Origin of the sequence: Stenotrophomonas maltophilia group sp. RNC7 (assembly GCF_030910085.1) — a bacterium.
Taxonomy (GTDB): domain Bacteria; phylum Pseudomonadota; class Gammaproteobacteria; order Xanthomonadales; family Xanthomonadaceae; genus Stenotrophomonas; species Stenotrophomonas sepilia.
The window spans coordinates 1-22,311 of the sequence record NZ_JAVFVN010000783.1 but is presented as its reverse complement, the minus strand read 5'-3'; the positions used below and the strand labels follow the sequence as shown (position 1 = coordinate 22,311).

The 22,311-nt window shown below is 68.0% G+C and carries 18 protein-coding genes and 1 pseudogene; 7 read left to right on the top strand and 12 right to left on the bottom strand.

The window, feature by feature from the left end:
* Positions 1 to 49: 49 nt before the first annotated feature.
* Positions 50 to 490, bottom strand: a pseudogene (locus tag RCF13_RS18550) (UPF0758 domain-containing protein); the annotation flags it as partial.
* Between the two features lie 70 nt (positions 491 to 560).
* Positions 561 to 1,187, bottom strand: a complete 627-nt coding sequence (locus RCF13_RS18545) for a response regulator transcription factor (protein ID WP_061478747.1) — start codon at positions 1,185 to 1,187, stop codon at positions 561 to 563.
* Between the two features lie 199 nt (positions 1,188 to 1,386).
* Between RCF13_RS18545 and coaBC the strand changes: the two genes are divergently transcribed.
* The 3 genes from coaBC to RCF13_RS18530 are packed head-to-tail and all read left to right on the top strand — an operon-like array spanning position 1,387 to position 5,507.
* Positions 1,387 to 2,676 carry a bifunctional phosphopantothenoylcysteine decarboxylase/phosphopantothenate--cysteine ligase CoaBC gene (gene coaBC / locus RCF13_RS18540; RefSeq protein ID WP_061478746.1) on the top strand — a complete coding sequence of 430 codons (1,290 nt, stop codon included), beginning with the start codon at positions 1,387 to 1,389 and terminating at the stop codon, positions 2,674 to 2,676.
* Positions 2,673 to 3,146 (top strand): dUTP diphosphatase, encoded by a 474-nt coding sequence (gene dut, locus RCF13_RS18535; protein ID WP_061478745.1) that lies wholly within the window; start codon positions 2,673 to 2,675, stop codon positions 3,144 to 3,146. The genes coaBC and dut overlap by 4 nt, the downstream gene beginning before the upstream one ends.
* A gap of 12 nt (positions 3,147 to 3,158) precedes the next feature.
* Positions 3,159 to 5,507, top strand: a complete 2,349-nt coding sequence (locus RCF13_RS18530) for a phosphomannomutase/phosphoglucomutase (RefSeq protein ID WP_134968643.1) — start codon at positions 3,159 to 3,161, stop codon at positions 5,505 to 5,507.
* 78 nt (positions 5,508 to 5,585) lie between these two features.
* Here the strand turns inward: RCF13_RS18530 and RCF13_RS18525 are convergent, their stop codons facing one another.
* The 8 genes from RCF13_RS18525 to pyrE all read right to left on the bottom strand — a co-directional run bounded on the left by RCF13_RS18525 (position 5,586) and on the right by pyrE (position 15,084).
* Positions 5,586 to 6,299, bottom strand: a complete 714-nt coding sequence (locus RCF13_RS18525; protein ID WP_005420506.1) for a response regulator transcription factor — start codon at positions 6,297 to 6,299, stop codon at positions 5,586 to 5,588.
* Positions 6,280 to 8,940, bottom strand: coding sequence for a sensor histidine kinase KdpD (locus RCF13_RS18520; RefSeq protein WP_072168700.1), 2,661 nt, complete (start codon positions 8,938 to 8,940; stop codon positions 6,280 to 6,282). The genes RCF13_RS18525 and RCF13_RS18520 overlap by 20 nt, the downstream gene beginning before the upstream one ends.
* A 51-nt stretch (positions 8,941 to 8,991) precedes the next feature.
* Entirely contained in the window at positions 8,992 to 9,642 is a 651-nt protein-coding gene (gene kdpC, locus RCF13_RS18515) for a potassium-transporting ATPase subunit KdpC (RefSeq protein ID WP_154350094.1), read from the bottom strand.
* A complete protein-coding gene (gene kdpB, locus RCF13_RS18510; protein WP_134968642.1) occupies positions 9,639 to 11,696 on the bottom strand; it encodes a potassium-transporting ATPase subunit KdpB in 2,058 nt (685 codons plus the stop codon). Before kdpB ends, kdpC begins: the two co-directional genes overlap by 4 nt.
* Positions 11,697 to 11,706: 10 nt before the next feature.
* Positions 11,707 to 13,416, bottom strand: a complete 1,710-nt coding sequence (kdpA, locus tag RCF13_RS18505) for a potassium-transporting ATPase subunit KdpA (RefSeq protein ID WP_061478740.1) — start codon at positions 13,414 to 13,416, stop codon at positions 11,707 to 11,709.
* Between the two features lie 12 nt (positions 13,417 to 13,428).
* Entirely contained in the window at positions 13,429 to 13,521 is a 93-nt protein-coding gene (locus RCF13_RS18500) for a potassium-transporting ATPase subunit F (RefSeq protein ID WP_005407770.1), read from the bottom strand.
* A gap of 221 nt (positions 13,522 to 13,742) precedes the next feature.
* Positions 13,743 to 14,405 (bottom strand): hypothetical protein, encoded by a 663-nt coding sequence (locus tag RCF13_RS18495; protein WP_061478739.1) that lies wholly within the window; start codon positions 14,403 to 14,405, stop codon positions 13,743 to 13,745.
* Between the two features lie 19 nt (positions 14,406 to 14,424).
* Complete coding sequence (gene pyrE / locus RCF13_RS18490; protein WP_005420471.1) at positions 14,425 to 15,084, bottom strand: orotate phosphoribosyltransferase; 660 nt, start codon at positions 15,082 to 15,084, stop codon at positions 14,425 to 14,427.
* Between the two features lie 161 nt (positions 15,085 to 15,245).
* Between pyrE and RCF13_RS18485 the strand changes: the two genes are divergently transcribed.
* The 3 genes from RCF13_RS18485 to RCF13_RS18475 all read left to right on the top strand — a co-directional run bounded on the left by RCF13_RS18485 (position 15,246) and on the right by RCF13_RS18475 (position 17,724).
* Entirely contained in the window at positions 15,246 to 16,046 is an 801-nt protein-coding gene (locus RCF13_RS18485) for an exodeoxyribonuclease III (RefSeq protein ID WP_061478738.1), read from the top strand.
* A complete protein-coding gene (locus RCF13_RS18480) occupies positions 16,043 to 17,416 on the top strand; it encodes a muropeptide MFS transporter (RefSeq protein WP_049455489.1) in 1,374 nt (457 codons plus the stop codon). Before RCF13_RS18485 ends, RCF13_RS18480 begins: the two co-directional genes overlap by 4 nt.
* Positions 17,417 to 17,493: 77 nt before the next feature.
* A complete protein-coding gene (locus RCF13_RS18475; protein ID WP_065196060.1) occupies positions 17,494 to 17,724 on the top strand; it encodes a hypothetical protein in 231 nt (76 codons plus the stop codon).
* A gap of 68 nt (positions 17,725 to 17,792) precedes the next feature.
* On the opposite strand, the gene RCF13_RS18470 is transcribed toward RCF13_RS18475, so the two are convergent.
* The gene (locus RCF13_RS18470) at positions 17,793 to 18,920 is read right to left on the bottom strand and encodes an anhydro-N-acetylmuramic acid kinase (protein WP_081280424.1); all 1,128 of its coding nucleotides are present in this window, start codon (positions 18,918 to 18,920) and stop codon (positions 17,793 to 17,795) included.
* Positions 18,921 to 18,986: 66 nt separating this feature from the next.
* Positions 18,987 to 20,459: a peptidoglycan DD-metalloendopeptidase family protein gene (locus tag RCF13_RS18465; protein WP_134968641.1), complete on the bottom strand. Its 1,473-nt coding sequence runs from the start codon at positions 20,457 to 20,459 to the stop codon at positions 18,987 to 18,989.
* Between the two features lie 167 nt (positions 20,460 to 20,626).
* On the opposite strand from RCF13_RS18465, the gene tyrS reads away from it, so the two are divergent.
* A complete protein-coding gene (tyrS, locus tag RCF13_RS18460) occupies positions 20,627 to 21,838 on the top strand; it encodes a tyrosine--tRNA ligase (protein WP_134968640.1) in 1,212 nt (403 codons plus the stop codon).
* Positions 21,839 to 22,311: the final 473 nt, after the last annotated feature.

Genomic DNA, 22,311 nt, shown 5'->3' with positions numbered 1-22,311 from the left:
CCCGACACTACTGCATTGGATTCAAGCCGTCCATCGCATGGAAGTAAGGTGTACCCTGGAACAGTTCCTCGCAGGCGATCAGCCGGTGGCGGTTGTCCAGGAACAGCGCCATGAAGATCTCGCGGGCCTGGCCGCGCAGGCGGTGCTGCAGGTAGCGGTCGACCGCGGCCGGGTTGTTGCCGACCGCCTCGCCCTGCTGAAGCTCGGCGGCCAGGTAGCGATGGGCCAGTTCCAGGCCGGCGGCCAGTGCACAGCTTCGTGCCGGCCCCAGCCCCGGCAACCGGGCCAGCTCGCGGGCCGGGCGGTCCAGCAGCACGCGCAGGGGGCCATGCGCCTGCAGCAGGTCGCGGGCGGTCTGCACCGCGTCGCGTCCACCGAAGCCGGAGCCGAGAAACAGCGCCAGCAGCTCTGCGTCGGACAACGTGGCGGGGCCGCGGGCGATCAGCTTCTCGCGGGGACGTTCCTGCTCGGGCCAGTCATGGATGGGCATGCCTGCATCATCGCCAGCGCGGGTGATGCGTCCCATCAGGGCAGGGCGCACGCCCGGGTAGGCTGTTGCCTCAGTCGCGTCGCGACTGCAGATAGGCGAACAGCTCCTGGTTGTTCTGCAGCCCCAGCTTGCGCTTGGCTTCGGCCTTCTGCCGGCTGATCGTTTTCGGGCTGCGGCCGCAGTGGACGGCGATGGCGTTCACTTTCAGCCCGGCGGCCAACAGGTCCAGCACTTCCTGTTCGCGGGCCGACAGCGCCGCCGGCTCACGCGCGAACATCAGGTCGCGCGCCTGCAGGTGGTCGCGCAGCTGCTGCGAGACGAACACCTGCCCGGCCATAGCCGCGTTCAGGGCCTGCGGCAACTCCCCGAAATCGGCGCACTTGTCGACCAGGCCACTGACACCTTCACGCAGCAGGCCATCGAGCAGGCCGGGGTGACGGGCGCCGGTAAGCACCACCACGGGCATGCCCGGGTGGCGTGCGCGCAGCTCAGCGATCAGTTCCGGGCCATCCGGGCCGGTGCCCGGCATGGAGAGGTCGGTCAGCACCGCGTCGCAGCCGTGGTGCTCGACCAGCTGCAGCAGCTGGGCGCCGTCACGCGCGCTGCCGACGACCTCCATCAGATGGGTCTGCAGCACGATGCGGATGCCGTGCAGGACGACGGGATGGTCGTCGGCGATGATGATGCGCGGGTGCACGCGGAATCCTCGAAAAGCGAAGCGGCACACCTGCGGTGGCCACTGACGATTCTGCAAACGTGGCCGGCCAACAGGTATAGGAAAGTTCCGAATCGCAGTGTCCTGAACCCCGGAAGCGTTGTGGCGCAAGTCCCATCTGCTGATAGCCGCCCGCTATGTGTGCCGTGTACCGGGACATTACCGACCATCGGGTAAGCTAATGCCCTCGTTTGCACAGGAATTCCAGGTGGCTGACTCCCCCAACGCTTCCCCCGCGCCGGCCCGCGCGCTGGAAGGCCAGAAACTGCTGTTGTGCGTCGGAGGCGGGATCGCGGCCTACAAGGCCCTGGAGCTGGTGCGGCGCCTGCGCGATGCCGGTGCCCAGGTGCAGGTGGCGATGACCGCCGGTGCCCAGCAGTTCGTCACTCCGCTCAGCTTCCAGGCCCTGTCCGGGCAGCCGACCCGCACCACGCTGTGGGACAGCGCCGCCGAGCAGGCCATGGGCCACATCGAGCTGGCCCGCTGGGCCGACCGCATCGTGGTCGCGCCGGGTACCGCCGATCTGCTGGCGCGGCTGGCCCAGGGCCATGCCGATGACCTGGTCAGCACCCTGTGCCTGGCCAGCACCGCACCGCTGACGATCTGCCCGGCAATGAACCACCGGATGTGGCTGCATCCGGCTACCCAGGCCAACATCGCCCTGCTGCGCCAGCGCGGTGCGCAGGTGATCGGCCCGGTCGATGGCCCGCTGGCCGAAGGTGAATCCGGTCCCGGCCGGCTGGCTGAACCGGGCGACATCGTGGCCGCGCTGGTGGCCAATGGCGGTACCGCTGCCACGGTTGCCGCGCCGGAAACCCGTGCCCTGCAGGGCTTGCGCCTGCTGATCAGTGCCGGCCCGACCTACGAAGACATCGATCCGGTGCGCTACGTCGGCAACCGCAGCAGCGGCAAGATGGGCTTTGCCCTGGCCGCTGCCGCCGCCGCGCTGGGTGCGCACGTGGTGCTGGTCAGCGGCCCGGTCCAGCTGCCGACGCCACCGGGCGTGCAGCGCATCGACGTGCGCTCGGCCGCGCAGATGCGCGATGCCGTACTGAAGTCGCTGCCCGCCGACATCTATATCGGTGCCGCCGCAGTGTCCGACTACACCCCGCGCCAGGTCGCCGCGCAGAAGCTGAAGAAGACCGCCGACAGCCAGTCGCTGGTGATCGAGCTGGTGCGCACGCCGGACATCCTGGCCGAAGTCGCCGCGCAGACGCAGTCGCTGAAGCTGGTGGTCGGCTTTGCCGCCGAGACCCACGACGTGGAGAAATATGCACGCGGCAAGCTGATCGACAAGCGCCTGGACCTGGTGATCGCCAACCAGGTCGGCATCAGTGGCGGTGGTTTCGAGAGCGACAACAATGCCGCCACGGCCTTCTGGCAGGACGGTGAACAGGTATTCCCGGCCACCTCCAAGCGCGAACTGGCCGAACAACTGCTGGCGCTGATCGCGCGGAGACTCCAGGCATGACCCAGGCATCCCTTTCCCGACCGCTGCAGGTCAAGCTGCTCGATCCGCGCTTCGGCGACAGCTGGCCGCTGCCGGCCTACGCCACCGAAGCCAGCGCCGGCATGGACCTGCGCGCGGCGCTGGATACCGCACTGACCCTGCAGCCGGGCGACACCGCGCTGGTGCCCAGCGGCCTGGCCATCCACATTGCCGACCCGAACCTGTGCGCGGTGATCCTGCCGCGTTCGGGGCTGGGCCATCGGCACGGCATCGTGCTGGGCAATGGCACCGGCCTGATCGATGCCGACTACCAGGGGCCGCTGCTGATCAGCGTCTGGAACCGTGGCCGCGAGGCCTTCACCATCGAGCCCGGCGATCGCATCGCGCAGCTGGTGGTGGTTCCGATTGCCCGCGTCAGCCTGCAGGTGGTGGATACTTTCACCGACAGCGTGCGGGGCACGGGTGGATTCGGCCATACCGGGGTGCGTTGACAGGGGACATCGATGAGCGGCATCGGGGAAGGACAGCGGGGACGGTCGTTGGGTCGCAGTGCACCACTACTGGGGGTGCTGCTGATCCTGCTGGCCGGCTGGTTCGGATGGAGCGCGGTGCAGCAATGGCGGCAGGAGGCCAACGGCCAGGCGCTGGAAGAAGCGCGCGACCAGGCCGTGCAGGGCCTGCAGCAGGCCGCTGCAGGCCAGTTGCAGCAGCTGCAGCAGCAGTTGAAGAACGATCGCGTGCAGCAGGCGCTGCAGGCCGGCGATGCCGCTGCAGCGGCGCTGGCCGTGCGCGAGAGCTGGACCGGGGTTGAGCAGGTCGAGGTGCTGACGGCCGATCTGGCCAACGCCTATGCCGATCCGGCCACCTTCGGGTATGCACGCCTGGCCCTGCTGGAAGCGGCGGTGGCTGAGGGCAAACCCAGCCTGCGCGTCGTCCGCGATGGTGGCGGCAATCGCCTGGGCCTGGCTGCGCCAGTGCAGCTGGGCAGCCTGGGGCCGGCCGTGATCTATGTCCGCCAGCCGCTGCTGCGGCTGACCTCGCCGCTGGACCAGGTGCGTGCGCCGTCCGCAGGCTTCCTTGGCCTGCGCCAGGGTGGCTTCGATCTGGTCACCCAGGGCAACGCGGGCCTGTCCGAAAGCGCCGAAGCGCTGGCGCGCCCGGTTGCTGGCACGCCGCTGCGACTAGTCGCGTCGGTACCGAATGTCGACGCCGGTCCGCTGGGCCTGGGCGCGCTGGCCAGCGCCATTGTGGCGTTGCTGCTGGCGTTCATTGCCGTGTTGCTGGTGGTGGGACGTGACCGACTGCCGAAGTCGCTGCCCTTGCCGCGCCGCGCCGCAGCGTCCGAGGCCGACCATGGCCCGACCCTGAGCGAGAGCCTGCAGCAGGCGCCGCCACCCGTGGCCGCTGTGACCGGCAGTGGCGATGTCACACCACCGCCGCCACCGCCGGTGCCGGCCGAGGAGCTGGCCGCCGGCATCTTCCGCGCTTATGACATCCGCGGCGTGGTGGGCAGTGAACTGACACCGAAGACCGCGGCGCTGATCGGCCAGGCCATCGGCACCGTGGCACTGGAGCAGGGCCTGCGCGAGGTGGTGATCGGTCGCGATGGCCGCCTGTCCGGACCCGAGCTGACGGCCGGGCTGGCCGAGGGCCTGCGCCGTGCCGGCTGCGCGGTGATCGACATCGGCCTGGCGCCGACACCGCTGGTGTACTACGCCGCCTTCCATCTGCGTACCGGCACCTGCGTGGCAGTCACCGGCAGCCACAATCCGCCCGAGTACAACGGCTTCAAGGTGGTCATTGGCGGCGAGACGCTGTCCGGCGATGCCATCACCGATCTCTACCAGCGCATCGTCGAGGGCCGCCTGGTGCAGGCCGCCGAGCCCGGTGACTACCAGCAGCGCGATGTCAGTGCCGACTACATCCAGCGCATCGCCGATGACGTGCAGCTGGACCGCCCACTGAAGGTCGTGGCCGATGCCGGCAATGGCGTGGCCGGCGCACTGGCGCCGCAGCTGCTGGAAGCGATCGGCGCCGACGTCATTCCGCTGTACTGCGATGTCGACGGCACCTTCCCCAACCATCATCCCGACCCGAGCGAACCGGCCAACCTGGAAGACCTGGTGCAGACGGTCAAGCGCTTTGGCGCCGATCTCGGCGTGGCCTTCGATGGCGACGGCGACCGGCTGGGCGTGGTGACCGGCGAAGGCCGGATCATCTACGCCGATCGCCTGCTGATGCTGTTCGCTGCCGATGTGTTGATGCGCAATCCGGGCGCGATGGTGATCTACGACGTGAAGTGCACCGGCAAGCTGTCCGACCATGTGCTGCGCAACGGTGGCAGCCCGCTGATGTGGAAGACCGGGCATTCGCTGATGAAGGCGAAGATGCGCGAGACCGATGCCGAGCTGGCCGGCGAGATGAGCGGCCACTTCTTCTTCAAGGAACGCTGGTTCGGTTTCGACGACGGTCTGTACGCCGCTGCGCGATTGCTGGAGATCCTGGCCCAGCGCGAGGAAACCCCGGACGAGGTGCTGGGCGAACTGCCGGAAATGGTCGCCACGCCGGAGCTGAAGGTACCGGTGGCCGACGGGACGCCGCATGCCCTGGTGGCGATGCTGGTGGCGGCGGCGCAGTCGCCGGACAACCCGTATGTGGGTGGCCGCCTGTCGACCATCGATGGGCTGCGCGTGGACTTCGCCGATGGCTGGGGCCTGGTGCGTGCCTCCAATACCACGCCGGTGCTGGTGCTGCGCTTCGAAGGCAACGACGAGGCCGCACTGGAACGCATCCAGGCCCTGTTCCGCAGCCAGCTGCAACCAGTGCTGGGCGACACCCCGCTGGGGTTCTGAACGATCCTGGTGGGGGCCGACCGTTGGTCGGCACGCCTTGCCCGCTCTTGGTAGGTGTCGACCCTGGTCGACACACCCTCACCCCTTGAACCGCAACCCCACGCCCGGCTCGGTGAACAGGTAGCGCGAATCCAGCGCCGAATCGCCCAGCTTGTGCCGCAGCTTGCCGACCAGGATGCGCAGGTAGTGGGTGTCGTGCTGGTGGGTCGGCCCCCAGATCTCCTGCAGGATCTGCGGCTGGGTCACCACCCGCCCGGCATTGCGCAGCAGCAGCGACAGCAGCGCGTATTCCTTGCGGGTCAACGCCACCGGTTCACCCTGCAGGGCGACTTCGCGACGCACCAGGTCCACGTGCAGGTGGCCATCGTCGAACACCGGCGGCGTGCCATCGGTCGGCACGCTGCGCGTGCGCAGCAGCGCCCGCACGCGCGCCATCAGTTCCTGCGTGCCGAACGGCTTGGTCACATAGTCGTTGGCGCCGGTATCCAGTGCGCGCACCTTCTCGGCTTCGCCGGCGCGCACGGTCAGCATGATCACCGGCACCTGGCTCCACTGGCGCAGCTGTTCCAGGACCTCATGGCCTTCCATGTCCGGCAGGCCAATGTCCAGGATCACCAGGTCCATGTCTTCGCTGGCGGCCAGCTGCAGGCCTTCCTGGCCGGTGGCGGCCTGCCGCACCTGGTAGCCCTGCGCGCGCAGGCTGATGTCCAGGAACCGGCGGATCTGGGTTTCATCGTCGATCACCAGCACGCGTGCGGCCGGCACGCTGGCATCAATCGGGGTCGGGCTCATCGTGGGAGGCTGGCTTGAGCAGGGGCAGGGTGATGCGGATCAGGGTACCGCGACCGTCGCGTCCGGGCAGCGCCTGCACGCTGCCGCCATGTGCGCCGATCATGCCCTGGCAGATGGTCAGGCCCAGGCCGGTGCCGTGGCGGCCTCGGTCGCCACGCTCGACGCTGTAGAACATGTCGAAGATGCGCGCGCGCTCGTCATCGGGAATGCCGGGGCCGGCATCGATCACGTCGATGCGCAGCTGGCCGTCCAGCTCGCGCGCCTGTACCTGCACCGCGGCGTCGGGCGGCGAGAACTTGGCCGCGTTCTCCATCACGTTGAACACGGCCTGTTCGACCAGCGCCGGGTGCACCCAGATCGGTGCCAGCGTGGCTGGGATGTCCAGCTCCAGCCGCACCTTTGGCTGGTAGCGCTGCAGGCGTCGTGCCGCCGAGCCGATCAGCTCGTCCACGCCGATCCAGTCGCGGTTGATCTTCAGCCCTTCATGACCCAGCCGGGTCATGTCCAGCAGATTCTGGATGTAGCGGTCCAGCCGTTCGCCCTCGACCAGGATGGTGTCCAGCAAAGCACGGCGATCGGCTGTATCCATGGCCGCACCGTAGCTGGCCAGGCTGTCGGCCGACCCGATCATCGCCGCCAATGGCGAGCGCAGGTCGTGCGACACCGAGGAGAGCAGCGCCGAGCGCAACCGCTCGGTCTCGTTGCTGACGTGTGCCTGCTCCAGTTCCGCCACCAGCCGGGTACGCAGCGCGGCCTGTGCGATGTCGTCGACCATCGCTTCGGCCAGCTGCCGTTGTTCGGGCAGCAGGCGCGCCTGTGCGCCGGGCAGGTACAGGCCGGCCACGCCGATCGCACGGTCTTCGCCGTCCAGCAACGGCAGGAACCACCATTGCGCACCGGCCAGGGTATCGGTGAAGCGCCCACTGGGCTGGCCGTGGCGCAGTGCCCAGTCGGCGGCAGCCAGGTCGGTATCGCCAGGCTGGTTGCGGCCACCGGCGGCGGTATCGGTGCCGATCCGCAGCCACGCCGGCACGTCCAGGGCCTGCTCCAGCGCATGCCGGCCTGCCTGTGCCACCTCGCCGTTGCCGGCCGCGCTGGCCAGCTGACGGCCCAGCTGCTGGCGCGCACGCGCATGGCGGTTGGCCGCACGCAGCGCAATCACCTGCATGCGCAGGCGCGAGGCCAGGCGCCCGGCCACCAGTGCGGCGGCCAGGAACAGGAACACGGTGATCACGCCCTGGCGTGCACCGATGGCGAAGGTGAAGCGCGGCGCGATGAACAGGAAGTTGTAGGCCAGGAAGCACAGGATCGCGGCCATCACCGCCACGCTGGCGCGCGTGCGTGCAGCCACCAGCACCACCGCGACGATGAACACCATCGACAGGTCGGCCATGCCCACCCAGTGTTCGGCAAGCCACGCCACCGCACAGGCCAGCGCGGTAGCGATCAGGGCTTGTGCCGGTTCATGACTGATACCGCGCATTGGCGGCAGCAGGCTCTCGCGGCGCGAGCGTGCGCGTGCCTGCGGCGTGCTGATGATGGTGATCTCGTAATGCGCGCCACGCTGGATCAGCTGCTGGGTCAGGGTGCGGTTGAACATCCGTGCCAGTGGACGTTCGCGGGTCCGGCCCAGCACCAGGGTCGACACGCCGTTGTGTGCGGCATGATCGAGCAGGGCATCGGCGATGCTCGATCCATGCAGCAGTTCGGCGTCGCCGCCCAGCCGCCGTGCCAGCGCGAAGGCCGCATCGATCTCGCGCCGGGTCGCCTCGTCCTGGCGCCGGCCCTGCACGGTCACTACCGTCCACGGTGCGTCGCGGCGCTCTGCGATGCGCCGCGCCACGCGCACCAGGTATTCGCTCTGGCCGCCCCCGTCGATGGCCACCAGAACGCCGCGACGCAGGGGCAGATTGCCTTCGCCACGCGCGGCGCGGGTTTCGCGCAGACTGCTGTCGACGCGGTCGGCGGCTTCCTGCATCGCCAGTTCGCGCAGCGCGGTCAGGTTGGCCGGTGAGAAGAACGCCTGCAGTGCCTGAGCGGCCTGTTCGGGCACATAGACCTTGCCCTGCTGCAGGCGAGCGATCAGTTCGCGCGGCGGCAGATCGACCAGCACGATGTCGTGCAGGCGGTCGAGCACGCCGTCGGGCACGGTCTCGCTGACGCGCACGCCGGTGATCCGCATCACCACGTCGTTGAGGCTTTCCAGATGCTGGATGTTGACCGTGGTCCAGACGTCGATGCCGGCGTCCAGCAGCTCCATCACATCCTGCCAGCGCCGCTCATGGCGGCTGCCCGGCGCGTTGCGATGGGCCAGTTCATCCACCAGCACCAGCGCCGGATGCCGTGCCAGCACGGCGTCCAGGTCCATCTCCTGCAGGGCATGGCCGTGATAGGCCACGTCCTTCAGCGGCAGCTGCGGCAGGCCCTCCAACAGGGCCTGGGTATCGGTGCGTCCATGGGTTTCCACCAGGCCCACCACCAGGTCGACGCCGCGGCGCAGCTGTTCCTGCGCGCGGGTCAGCATGGTGTAGGTCTTGCCCACGCCCGGCGCCGCACCGAGGAACACGGTCAGCTTGCCGCCGGCTTCGCGTTGCAGGCCTTCAACCAGGGCATCGGCCTGGCGGGTACGTGCATCAGTCATGGGGGCCGCTGTCATGGCTGCCATTGTGCGCGCAGCCGGTGCAGACCGGCATCACGGTGCCTTGGCTGCATGGTCCAGCGCGAAGTTCAGCGTCACCACGTTCACCCGTGGCTGGCCGAACAGGCCCCACTGGCGCCCTTCGGTATGGGCCTGCACCAGTGCCTGCACGCGCTCCACCGGCAGGCCACGGGCACGCGCTACGCGCGCCACCTGCAGCTGTGCGGCGGCCGGCGACAACTGCGGATCGAGACCGCCGCCGGACTGGGTTACCAGATCGGCCGGAACCTGCGCTGGCGCGACACCTTCCCGTGCAGCCACCGCAGCGGTGCTGGCAGCGACGCGCTCGGCCAGCGCGGGATTGCTGCGCGCCATGTTGGAACCGGCCGCGGCCATCGGGTCGTAGTTGGCCGCCGACGGACGCGCCTGGAAGTAGCCATCACCGGTGAACGGCTGCGCCAGCCACGCCGAGCCGCGCACCTGGCCGTTGCCGTCGCGCAGCAGGCTGCCCTCGGCCTGGGTCGGGTAGGCCAGGCCGGCGAAGCCGGTGGCGATGCCGGCGTAGACCGCGCCGGCCAGCAGCAGGGTGGCCAGGCCCAGGCCGATCGCCGGGCGCCAGCTTGCGCCATCCTGCAGGCTCGCCACGCGGGCCTCGGCTTTCTGTCCGCGGGGAAGGGAAGACGAAGTGGAAACAGTACGGTTCATGCGCCGAATACCAGGACAAGAAGGAGGTCGATCGCCTTGATCGCCGCGAACGGCAGCAGCACGCCGCCGAGGCCGTACACCAGCATGTTCCGGCGCAGCAGCGCCGTTGCGGTGGCCGGGCGGAAGCGCACGCCACGCAGGGCGAGCGGAATCAGGGCGGGAATCACCAGGGCGTTGAAGATCAGTGCCGCCAGCACTGCGTTGCGCGGGCTCGACAGCTGCATCACGTTCAGTGCGGCCATGGTCGGCACGGCCGCGGCGAACAGCGCCGGCAGGATCGCGAAGTACTTGGAGACGTCGTTGGCCAGCGAGAAGGTGGTCAGCGCGCCGCGGGTGATCAGCTGCTGCTTGCCCACTTCCACCACCGCCAGCAGCTTGGCCGGGTCCGAATCGAGGTCGACCATGTTGCCGGCCTCCTTCGCCGCCTGCGTGCCGGAGTTCATCGCCAGGCCGATGTCGGCCTGGGCCAGTGCCGGGGCGTCGTTGGTGCCGTCACCGACCATTGCCACCAGCCGGCCACCGGCCTGCTCCTGGCGGATGCGCGCCAGCTTGTCCTCCGGGCGGGCCTCGGCGATGTAGTCATCGACGCCGGCTTCGGCAGCGATGGCAGCGGCGGTCAGCGGGTTGTCGCCGGTGATCATCACCGTGCGGATGCCCATCGCGCGCAGCTGCGCGAACTTCTCGCGCATGCCGTGCTTGACCACGTCCGACAGCTCGATCACGCCCAGCACGTGGCGACCCTCGGCCACCACCAGCGGGGTGGCGCCATCGCGCGCCACCTGCTCGACGCGACCGGCCAGTTCCGCCGGCGCGTTGCCGCCCAGCGCCTGTACGTGGGCGCGGATCGCATCGGCGGCACCCTTGCGGATCTGCCGGCCATGTTCCAGGTCCACGCCGGACATGCGGGTCTGTGCACTGAACGCCAGGTACTCGGCATGGTCCGGCTCGGCGGTGGCGCAACCCTGCTCGCGCGCCAGGCGTACGATCGACTTGCCTTCCGGGGTCGGGTCGGCCAGCGAGGACAGCAGCGCCGCTTCACGCAGCTGGCTGGCGTCGATGCCGGCCAACGGATGGAAGTGGCTGGCCTGGCGGTCGCCGTAGGTGATGGTGCCGGTCTTGTCCAGCAGCAGCACGTCGACGTCGCCGGCCACTTCCACCGCCTTGCCCGACTTGGCCAGCACGTTGGCAGCCAGCGCACGGTTCATGCCGGCGATGCCGATGGCCGGCAGCAGGCCGCCGATGGTGGTCGGGATCAGGCATACCAGCAGCGCGATCAGCAGCAGCGGATCGACCTGCACGCCTACCGCCGCGCCGATCGCCGGCAGCGTCGCCACCACCACCAGGAAGGTCAGCGTCATCGCTGCCAGCAACAGGGTCAGCGCGATCTCGTTCGGCGTCTTCTGACGGTTGGCACCTTCCACCAGCGCGATCATCCGGTCCAGGAAGCTGTGCCCCGGCTCGGCGGTCACCCGCACGATGATCTGGTCGGACAGCACCTTGGTGCCGCCGATCACGCCGGAACGGTCGGTACCGGCCTCGCGCAGCACCGGGGCGGATTCGCCGGTCACCGCCGCCTCGTTGATGGTGGCCAGGCCCTGCACGATCTCGCCATCGGCCGGCACCAGCTCACCGGCACTGACGATCACATGGTCGCCCGGGCGCAGCTCGGCGGCAGGTACCTGGGTTTCCGCAGCCCCCGGCTGCGGCGCGGCCAGGCGGCGCGCCACCAGATCCTGGCGAGCGCGGCGCAGCGATGCGGCCTGGCCACGGCCACGCGCCTCGGCCACTGCTTCGGCGAAATTGCCGAACAACACGGTCACCAGCAGGATCGCGGTCACCGCCAGGCCGAAGCCCAGCGGCGCATTGCCGGTCAGTGTGACGATGGCGGCGACGATCGTGCCGGCCATCACCACCGCCATCACCGGGCTGCGCACCAGGTGCATCGGCGATAGCTTGCGTACTGCGTCGACCAGCGCACGGCGCAGGCCGGCGCCATCAAGCAGCGCAGGGCGCGGGGCAAGGGAACTACGGGTGGAACTTGCGTGGGTACTCATCGGGGTGTCCTTAGTGCAGTCCCAGGCTGAGGTGGTCGGCGATCGGGCCGAGTACCAGCGCTGGCATGAACTGCAGCACGGTCAGGATGACGATCACCGAGACCAGGGTCAGGGCGAAGGTCGGGGTTTCGATCTGCAGGCTGCCGGCAGACTCCGGCGCCTGGCGCTTGGCGGCCAGTTGCGCGGCCACCACCAGCGGGATGATCAGCAGCGGGAAGCGGCCCAGCAGCAGCACCAGCGAGCAGCTCAGGTTCCACCACAGCGTGGCGTCGCCCAGCCCCTCGAAGCCCGAGCCGTTGTTGGCGTAGGCCGAGACGTACTCGTAGAACACCTGGCTGATGCCATGGAAGCCCGGGTTGGAGGTAGCGGCCAGCCCGGGCACGGCCAGGGTGATCGCGGTGAACACCAGCAGGGTGATCGGCTGCAGCAGCACCAGCAGGGCCAGCAGGCGTACCTGTGGCGTCTCCAGCTTGCGGCCGAACAGTTCCGGCGTACGTCCGGTCATCAACCCGGCCAGGAACACGCCCAGCAGCAGGTACACGATGAACTGCTGCAGGCCACAGCCGATGCCGCCCCAGATCGCGCTGACCAGCATGTTGACCATCGCGATGCCGCCACTCAGCGGCGCCAGCGAGTCATGCATGCCGTTGACCGAGCCGTTGGAGACCTGGGTGGTCACCGCCGCCCACAGCGCCGTGCCGTCGGCGCCGAAGCGCACCTCCTTGCCTTCCATCAGCAGCGGCGTGGCGGCGCTGGCACTGTGCCCTTCGCTCCACACCATCGCGCCGGTGGACAGCAGCGACATGCCCAGCATGCAGCTGAACACCAGGGCGCCGAACCGGCGCCGGCCGGTGAACGCACCGATCATGAAGATCACCGCCATCGGCACCAGCAGGATGCCGACGATCTCCAGCGCGTTCGACAGCGGGGTCGGGTTCTCCAGCGGGAAGCTGCTGTTCGGGCCGTACCAGCCGCCACCGTTGGCGCCCAGCTGCTTGGCCGCGACCATCGCCGCCACCGGGCCCAGCGGCAGCTTCTGTCCGGCCATGCCGGCGCTGGCATCGATCGGCGTGGCCTGCGGGCCACCGGCCATCGTCGACGGCACGCCCTGGCTGGTCAGCAGCAGGGTCCACACCAGGCACAGCGGCAACAGGAAGCGCACGCACAGGCGCACCACGTCCACGTAGTAGTTGCCCACCGCCACCTGGCGGTCATCGCCGGTACTGGTGGCCGCCGCAGCCTGCGGCGCACGCGAGAACAACGCGCGCAGCGTGGCCACCGCCAGCGCCAGGCCCATCATCGGTGTCACCACCTGCAGGCCGGTGATGCCGGTCATCTGCGAGAGGTAGGACAGCTGCGCCTGGCCCGAATAGTGCTGCTGGTTGGTGTTGGTCAGGAACGAGATCATCGTGTGCAGCGCGGTGTCCCAGCGCATGTTCGGGATCTGGTCCGGATTCAACGGCAACCAGGCCTGGGTCATGAACACCGCCTGGGTCAGTACGGCGACCACCACGTTGCTCAGCACGAAGGCCAGCACATAGCCGCGCCAGGACATCGCGCGCGAGGGATCGACGCCGAACACCTTGTACAACGGCTTTTCGATCCAGTTGAACAGCACGTCGGCCTTCATCGGCGTGCCGCGCATCACGCGCGCCAGGTACAGGCCCAGCGGCCACGCCAGCAACAGGCTGGCGGCAATAATCACAAGCATCTCGGTCATGGCAGGCTCCGCTCAGAATGACTCGGGCCGCAGCACGACATAAAGGAGATAGGCGGCGGCGACCAGCACCAGCACGCCACACAACAACGACAGCCAGGGGGACATTGCAATAGCGTCCTGGTGGAACCCCTCCACCTCAGGCCGTCATCGTCGTCCTGCCGCCCATAAACGCACTACGCGCCGGACCGTGCCGACGCGTAAAGAGTGCATAAATTCCGTGGGCCAAGCCGTAACCAGGCGCCGCCTACTGTACAGCCGGGCCCATGCTGGGCTGCTCTTTCCCAAGGTCACGCGGAGCCGAGCATGGGCTCGGCTCTACAAGCGAATCACGGCGCCTGGCTCGTCGGTGCCACGCCCTTCAGCTCGCGATAGCGCTGCAGGGTGCTTTCAATTTCCGCCTTCAGCGCCTGCTGCTGCTGCAGGAACCCGGCCTGCAGGCGCTGCTGCGCCTGCAACTGCACGTGCCGCTGACGGATCGCCTCGGCCTGCTTGTCGGCGACCTTGCCACCGGCCAGTTCTCGGTCACCGGCGGCCGACAGCAGCGCCACCAGTGATTCGCGCAGGCTGGTGACGTTGTACTCGGCGGTCTTGAGGTTGTTGTCCAGCACTTCCTGGCGCTCGGCGAACACCCGGCGCAGGTCCTCCTCGCTGCCATAGGTGGACAGCATCGCCTGCTCGGTACGCTGGCGGGTCTGCTCGGCCATCAGGTCCAGCTGCTGCTGCTGCGCCTGGGTGCTGGCCGCGGCGCGCTCTTCGTCGGTCAACGCGCGCTGGACCTGCGCATTGCGCAGGCCGCTCTTCGCGTTGAACTCCTCGCGGGCGTGATTGACCGCATCGGCTGGCAGCGAATCGCTGCAGATCCGCTCCTTGCCCTCGTTCCAGCAATACAGCTTCTTTTCCACTTTGCCGCCGTCGCGCGACTGCGCCGGCACGGTGGACGGCACGGCCAGCAGCAGGCCGGCAAAGAGAACGGCAGGAACTCGGGACATGACCTTTCCCCTGGGTCGGTCAGCGGATCGAACGGACGCCGTACTGGGCCCGGTAGGCTTCCAGCGGCTGGCGGTAACCCACAAGTTCCGGGTTGCCGGAGGCGAAATCAAGCAGATCGGCCAGCGACGCCACGGCGATCACCGGAATCCCGGCCTCTTCGGCCACCGACTGCGCCGCCGAGCGGCGGTCGGTTTCCGAGGCGATCTCCTGGCGGTCCAGGGCTACCACGATGCCGGCTGGGGTGCCGCCGGCAGCGCGGATGATGCCCAGCGCTTCGCGGATCGCGGTACCGGCGGTGATCACGTCGTCGACGATCAGCACGCGCTTGCCATTCATGTCGGCGCCGATCAGCTGGCCACCTTCGCCGTGGTCCTTGGCTTCCTTGCGGTTGAATGACAGCGGCAGGTCGCGGCCGCGCTGGGCGAGCTCGCAGGCCATCGCGGTGGCCAGCGGGATGCCCTTGTAGGCCGGGCCGAACACCACGTCGTACTTGATCCCGCTGGCATCGATGGCATCGGCATAGCAGGCGCCGAGCTGGGACAGCAGCGAACCGGAGTCGAAACGGCCGGCGTTGAAGAAATAGGGGCTCAGCCGGCCGGACTTGAGGGTGAACTGGCCGAAGCGCAGGGCGTCGGCGGTCAGGGCCAGCTGCAGGAAACGGTGGCGGTGGTCGCTCATCAAAACTCGATTCATCTTCATTTGGAGCACAAATCCTAATCCAGCTGGGCGTTTCGCGCTCGTCCGGCCCCGCGTGAACGGTGTCGCGGCGCTGCCTGGCGGACTGCGCAGCCCCACGGGCAACCGGTATGCTTGCCCGGTTTCCCGCCGCAGGTCCCCGCATGCGCATCATCAGTTTCAACGCCAATGGCATCCGTTCCGCCGCGACCAAGGGCTTCCTCGACTGGTTCCGTGCCCAGGACGCCGACGTCCTGTGCATCCAGGAGACCAAGGCCCAGGAAGACCAGCTGACCGACCCGATGTTCCGTCCAGACGGGCACCACTGCTTCTATCGCGACGCCATCACCAAGAAGGGCTACAGCGGCGTGGCGATCTACAGCAGGCGCGAGCCGGACCAGGTCATCACCTCGCTGGGCTGGGCCCCGTTCGACGACGAAGGCCGCTACATCGAGGCGCGCTACGGCAATCTCAGCGTGGTCTCCTTCTATATTCCCTCCGGCAGCTCGGGTGACCTGCGCCAGGGCTTCAAGTTCGAAGTGATGGAATGGCTGCGCCCGATCCTGGAGGAGTGGGCGCGCAGCGGCCGCGACTACGTGCTGTGCGGCGACTGGAACATCGTGCGTTCGGCGCTGGACATCAAGAACTGGAAGTCCAACCAGAAGAATTCCGGCTGCCTGCCGGAGGAGCGCGACTGGCTCAACGCCCTCTGCGCCGACCACGGCCAGGCCACCGATGTCGCCGCCGGCCGCGGTTGGGCCGATGCCTACCGCCTGCTCAACCCCGCCGGCGAGGACTACACCTGGTGGAGCAACCGCGGCGCCGCCCGTGCCAACAACGTCGGTTGGCGCATCGACTACCAGTTCATCACGCCGGGCTTGCGCGACAAACTGCGTAGCTGTTCGATCTACCGCGACGAGCGCTTCTCCGACCACGCCCCGTTCACCGTGGACTACGACCTGTGACTGAGGCCGCCAAGCCGCGCCGACCGTGGCAGCAGGTGTTGTCCAACCTGAGCCAGCGCAAGGTGCTGGCGATGCTGCTGCTCGGTTTCAGTTCGGGCCTGCCCATCTATCTGGTGGGCAACACGCTCGGCTTCTGGATGCGCAAGGAAGGCATCGAGCTGAGCACGATCGGTTTCCTGTCATGGGTCGGGCTGGCCTACACCATGAAGTTCCTGTGGGCGCCGATCGTCGACAAGACCGACGTGCCTCTGTTCGGTCGTTTTGGCCGCCGCCGCGGCTGGATGCTGCTGTCGCAGCTGGTCGTAGTGGTGGGCCTTGTCGGCATGGCGCTGGTCCAGCCCAAGGGCGGCCAGATCCAGTTCCTGGGCATCGCCTGGCAGCACATCGTCGTGTTCGGCGTAATGGCCGTGATCGTGGCGTTTGCTTCGGCCACCCAGGACATCGTCATCGATGCCTGGCGCATTGAAAGTGCTGACAACAGCGAGCAGCTTGGCCTGCTGACCTCATCCTCGGCATTGGGCTACCGCACTGCCTTGCTGGTCACCGATGCACTGATCCTGATCATCGCGGCCCGTGTTGGCTGGCAGGTCTCCTACGAGATCATGGCCGTGCTGATGGCGCTTGGCGTGGTAGCCGTGGTCATGGCCCGTGAACCCGCGCGGGAAGTGGCTGCCGTGCAGGCACAGGCGACCTCCCTGTGGACGCCGCGCGGCCTGTTCGACGCCGTGGCGGGGCCGTTCATCGCCTTCGTCCGCGAGCATCGCAGCGGCGCGATCCTGATCCTGGTGGCCATCAGCGTCTATCGCATGGCCGACTTCGTCATGGGGCCGATGGCCAACCCCTTCTATGTCGATCTCGGCCTGGACGAGGACACCGTGGGCGCCGTGCGTGGCTCGGTGGGTCTGGTCGCGACCTTCGTTGGCATTGCTGCGGCGGGCCTGGTCTCGGTTCGCTGGGGGGTGCTGGCGGCGCTGATGGTGGGTGCCGTGCTGGGGCCTGCCTCCAACCTGGCATTTGCCTGGCTGGCCTATTCGGGCCCAGACACGACCCATTTTGCTGTGGCCATGGCCATCGACAACTTCGCCAGCGGTTTCGCCGGTACGGCGCTGATCGCCTATATGTCCAGCCTGACCAGCATCGGATACACCGCAACCCAGTACGCGCTGCTGAGTTCGTTCTACGCGATGCCCGGCAAGGCGCTCAAGGGGCTCTCGGGGTGGTCGGTACAGACGCTCGCACAGGGTCGGACGCTGCTGGAAGGCTACGCGCTGTTCTTCGTCGGTACCGCGCTGGTGGCGATCCCGGTGGTGATCCTCTGCGCCCTGCTGATCCTGCAGCAGCGCCGTCGCCAGGCCTCCAGCTCGACCTGATTGCCTGCCCGTCCAGTCTGCGGGATCATCGCCCCCACGCGCCGAGGGGGCGGTGCCTTGCGAACGGGGAAGTGAGCATGGCCGACGTTGTGCTGCGGGACCTGGACCCGCTGCTGCTGGAACGTATCCGACGTGTCGCGGTCGCCCGCGGCTGGACCCAAGAACAGACCTGCGCCGCGTTGTTGGAGCAGGGCCTGTTCAGCAGTGAACTGGAGGTCCGCTCCGGTTTCGGCGATCCCGAAGTGGACGCCCTCTCCGATGCGATCGCCGCCCTGCAGGCCTTGCCTGCAGGGCAGGGCTTCGATTAGCGGCTTTGTAGAGCCGAGCCCACGCTCGGCTGCCCGGTGAATCCACGTCATGCGTGGATGGCGCCACCTCACGCCAGGTGGATTGCCCCCAGGATCCGCGGCCCCTTGGCTCCGGTCACGCTCGGCAGGTTGCCGGCCAGCCCGTCCATCGTCCGCTGCGCCAGCCAGGCAAAGCCCATCGCCTCCACGTACTCCGGGTCCAGCCCGTGCACCGCGCTGGACTCCACCTGCACCTCCGGCAGCCGCGCCGCCAGGCGCTTCATCAGCTGCCGGTTGCGTACGCCGCCGCCACAGACCAGCAGGCGCCGGGTCTGCGGCTGCTGCGCCAGCAGCGCATCGGCCACGGTTGCCACGGTCAGCTCCAGCAGGGTGGCCTGCACATCGGCAGCGGCATATTCGCCTTCCTCCATGTGGGCCTCGGCCCAGGCCAGATGGAACTGCTCGCGCCCGGTGCTCTTCGGCGGCGGCAGCGCGAACCACGGGTCCGAACGCCAGCCGGCCAGCAGGCCCTCGTCCACCGCGCCACTGGCGGCATACGCGCCATCGGCATCGAAGGTACGGCCGGTGTGGCGCTGGCACCAAGCATCCATCAGCGCGTTGGCCGGGCCGGTATCGAAGCCACGCACCGCGCCTTCGCGCGGGATCAGGGTCAGGTTGGCGATGCCGCCCAGGTTGAGCACCGCGCGGTCTTCATCGGCGGCACCCAGCATGCCCAGGTGGAAAGCCGGCATCAGCGGCGCGCCATGCCCCCCGGCCGCTACGTCGCGACGGCGGAAGTCGGACACCGTGGTGATTCCGGTCAGTTCGGCGATGCGGTTGCCGTCGCCCAGCTGCACGGTGAACGCCGGATCGGCCAGCGGGCGGTGGCGCACGGTCTGGCCGTGCGAGCCGATCGCGCGCACCTGGCTGCGATCCACGCCGGCTTCGGCCAGCAGCTGGTTGGCAGCCTCGGCGAAGTTGATCGCAATCCGCGCGTCCAGTTCGCCCAGCTCCTCCAGCGAATCCAACGGGCCACCTTCGCCCAGCGCCACCAGCCGCGCGCGCAGCACCGGTTCCCAGCGGGCGGTCAGTCCATGCACGAAGCGGCAGCCTCCGCCCGCGGGAAACTGCACCAGCGCGGCATCGATGCCGTCGGCGCTGGTGCCCGACATCAGACCAAGGTACAGGGGGGCGTCAGCGTCGGCAGTGGTGTTCATGGCGGGCATAAAAAAAGGACGCGGCAAGCTTGGGCTGCCGCGTCCTCGTTCGTCAACGCAGCGCGCTCAGCCGCGCTTGCGGCCGGTCGACTGCTTGTCCTTGGCGCTGGCCACCTCGGTGGCGGCCTCGTCGCGGCTGGTCGGTGCCGGGCTGGCATCGGCGTAGATCAGCTTCTCCATGCCCTGGATGCGGGCCATCGCCGGCGCGGTCTGCGCGCGGAAGGCGACCAGCTCGGCGCCCTTCAGCGGCTCCGGCGGCGGCATGGTCACGGTCAGCGGGTTGCGGTGCTCGCCGTTGACGCGGAATTCGTAGTGCAGGTGCGGGCCTGTGGCCAGGCCGGTCGAGCCGACGTAGCCGATCACCGTGCCCTGGGCCACGCGCTGGCCGGTCTTGATGTTCGCAAAGCGCGACATGTGCCCGTACAGGGTGGTGTGGCCGCGGCCGTGATCGAGGATCACCACGTTGCCATAGCCGCGCTGCACGCCGGCGAACTGCACGCGGGCATCGCCGGCGGCCATGATCGGCGTGCCGGTACGCGCGGCGTAGTCCACGCCCTTGTGCATGCGCATCTTGCCCAGCACCGGGTGCTTGCGTGCGCCGAAGGTCGAGCTCAGCCGCGCGAACGGGATCGGCATGCGGATGAAGCTCTTCTTCAACGAACGGCCGTTGATGTCGTAGTACTCGGACTTGCCGTTGCGGTCGAAGCGGAAGCCGGAATAGGTCTTGCCCCCGGTGGTGAAGGTCGCCGCCAGGATCTTGCTGGTGTCCACCTTCTCGCCTTCGCGCCAGGTCTCGTCCATCACCACGCTGAAGCGGTCGCCCGGCTGCAGGTCCTTCGAGAAGTCGATGTCGTACTTGAAGATGTCGTCGGTCATCGTCGCGATCGCCGACGGCGACAGCCCGGCCCGGCGGGCCGCGGCATACAGCGAACTGGTGATCTCGCCGCTGGTGACCACGGTACGCGTGGAAGTCTCGCGCCGCGTCACCTTCTCCTTGATGTCATCGCCGGTCAGGCTCAGTTCCACCCGGTTGTCGGCGTCGCGATCGAAGCGGATGCTGCGCAGGTCGCCGGACAGTGGCATGTCGAAGGCGATCTCGGCGCCCGGGCGCAGCTTGGTCAGCGCCTCGCGCGCACCGGGGTGCTCCAGCACCCGGTGCAGGGTGGTGGCCGGAATGCCGGCCTTGTCGAACAGATCGCTCAGGGTCTGGCCGCGCTGGATGCGCAGCACCTGCCAGCTGTCGCCCGGCACCTGCTGCTGGCGGGCCATGGTCAACGGCGGCAGCGGCAGCGCCAGACTGGTGTGGCTGTCCGCGTAAGGCGCATCAATGGTGTGCGAGAAACCGGGGACGATCGTCGCCACCAGGGCGCCGATGGTCGCAAACAGGCTGGCGTGCATCCAATGGCGGCGGGTCCAGCGCTCATTGAAGGCGGCGGGAAGGTGTTGCCTGAGCTTCCGATGCAGGGCGTTGTCGTGCAGGACGTGAAGGCGTTCCTGGAAGCGCTGCTTGCGTGCGCGCCCTTGTTCGGAATTGTGCATCGGCGGTCTTTTCCTGGCGGCCCGGGAGCGCGGGCCTGATCGGCGGTTACCATAGACACCTGAGAAAACCGCGTCAAACCCTTGTGCCCATTGGCTTTTGTGAAGCCAATCGGGTTAACTTTGCTTTAACACCCCACACAAGAATCGGCGTTGCCGGGAGTAGTCACGTGTCCTCGATTGAAGAAGCCCTTGCCCTGATCGGCCGCGGTGCCGACGAGATCCTCAAGCTCGAGGATCTGCGTGCGCGCCTGCAGGAGGGCCGCCCGCTGCGGATCAAGGCCGGCTTCGACCCCACCGCGCCCGACCTGCATCTGGGCCACACGGTGCTGCTGAACAAGATGCGCCAGTTCCAGGACCTTGGCCACCAGGTCATCTTCCTGATCGGCGACTTCACCGGCATGATCGGCGATCCCTCGGGCAAGAGCCTGACCCGCAAGCCGCTGAGCCGCGATGACGTGCTGGCCAACGCCCGTACCTATGAGGAACAGGTGTTCAAGGTGCTGGACCGCAGCCGTACCGAAGTCCGCTTCAACTCGGAGTGGTTCGGCAAGATGGGCGCGGCCGACATGATCCGTCTGGCCGGCCAGCACACCGTGGCGCGCATGCTCGAGCGCGACGACTTCGCCAAGCGTTATGCCGCCCAGCAGTCCATCGCCATCCATGAGTTCCTGTACCCGCTGGTGCAGGGCTACGACTCGGTGGCCCTGGAGGCCGACGTCGAGCTGGGCGGTACCGACCAGAAGTTCAACCTGCTGATGGGCCGTGGCCTGCAGGAACACCATGGCCAGAAGCCGCAGGTGGTGCTGACCATGCCGCTGCTGGAGGGCCTGGACGGCGTCAACAAGATGTCCAAGTCGCTGGGCAACTACATTGGTATCAGCGAGCCGGCCATCGACATCGTCACCAAGACCATGAAGGTGGACGACACCCTGATGTGGCGCTGGATCGAGCTGCTGTCCTTCGACATCAGCCAGGCCGAGGCCGTGCAGCTGCGCGAGCAGGTGGCCAATGGCGGCCTGAACCCGCGCGTGGTCAAGCTGCGCCTGGCGCGTGAGCTGGCGACCCGTTTCCACGACGCCGTGGTGGCAGAGCAGGCGATTGCCGGCTGGGAAGCGGCGGTGACCGGGCAGGGCGATATCACCCAGCTGCCGCTGCAGGATGTGGCGATCCCGGCCGAAGGCCTGCGTATTGCCGCGTTGCTGACGGCGGCCGGCCTGACCCCGAGCAACTCCGAAGCCAACCGCAAGCTCAAGGAGCGCGCGGTCAAGGTGGACGGTGAAGTGGTCGAAGACGGCCAGCAGGTGCTGCAGCCCGGCTTCGAAGGCCTGCTGCAGGTCGGCAAGCGCACCTTCGCCCGCGTGCGCCTGGTTGCTGGCTGAGAAGAAGGAAGGGCCGGCGCCAGCCGGCCCTTCCTTCTGCTCTTGTAGGGCCAAGCCCACGCTCGGCTGCTCTTCACGGGTTCCTGCCGCAGCGCGGCGCATGAACAGATGCAACATCCGGTGAAAAAAATCGCCACACCCCCTTCACAAATGATGGGAATGGGGACATACTTCTCCTCCCCCGTCGCAGGGGTCGCCACCAAGGGGCTTCAGCGACAACAGGGCACCCACCACCGCCGAACGAGATGATCGAACGAAGGTGTTGACGGACTGAAAAAGTCTGGCATAATGGGCGGCTTCGCTACGAAGGAAACTTCGCAGCACACGGGAATGGCGCTGAGGCCACTTCCCCGGATCTTTGAAAGTATGCGCAGGTATCTTGTGAAGGCGCCTGCAGGAAGGATGATTGTCCATCTTGCAGACGTTTGATCAAGCAACTATTAATTGTTTTAAAGCAAGCGATACGTTGCCAG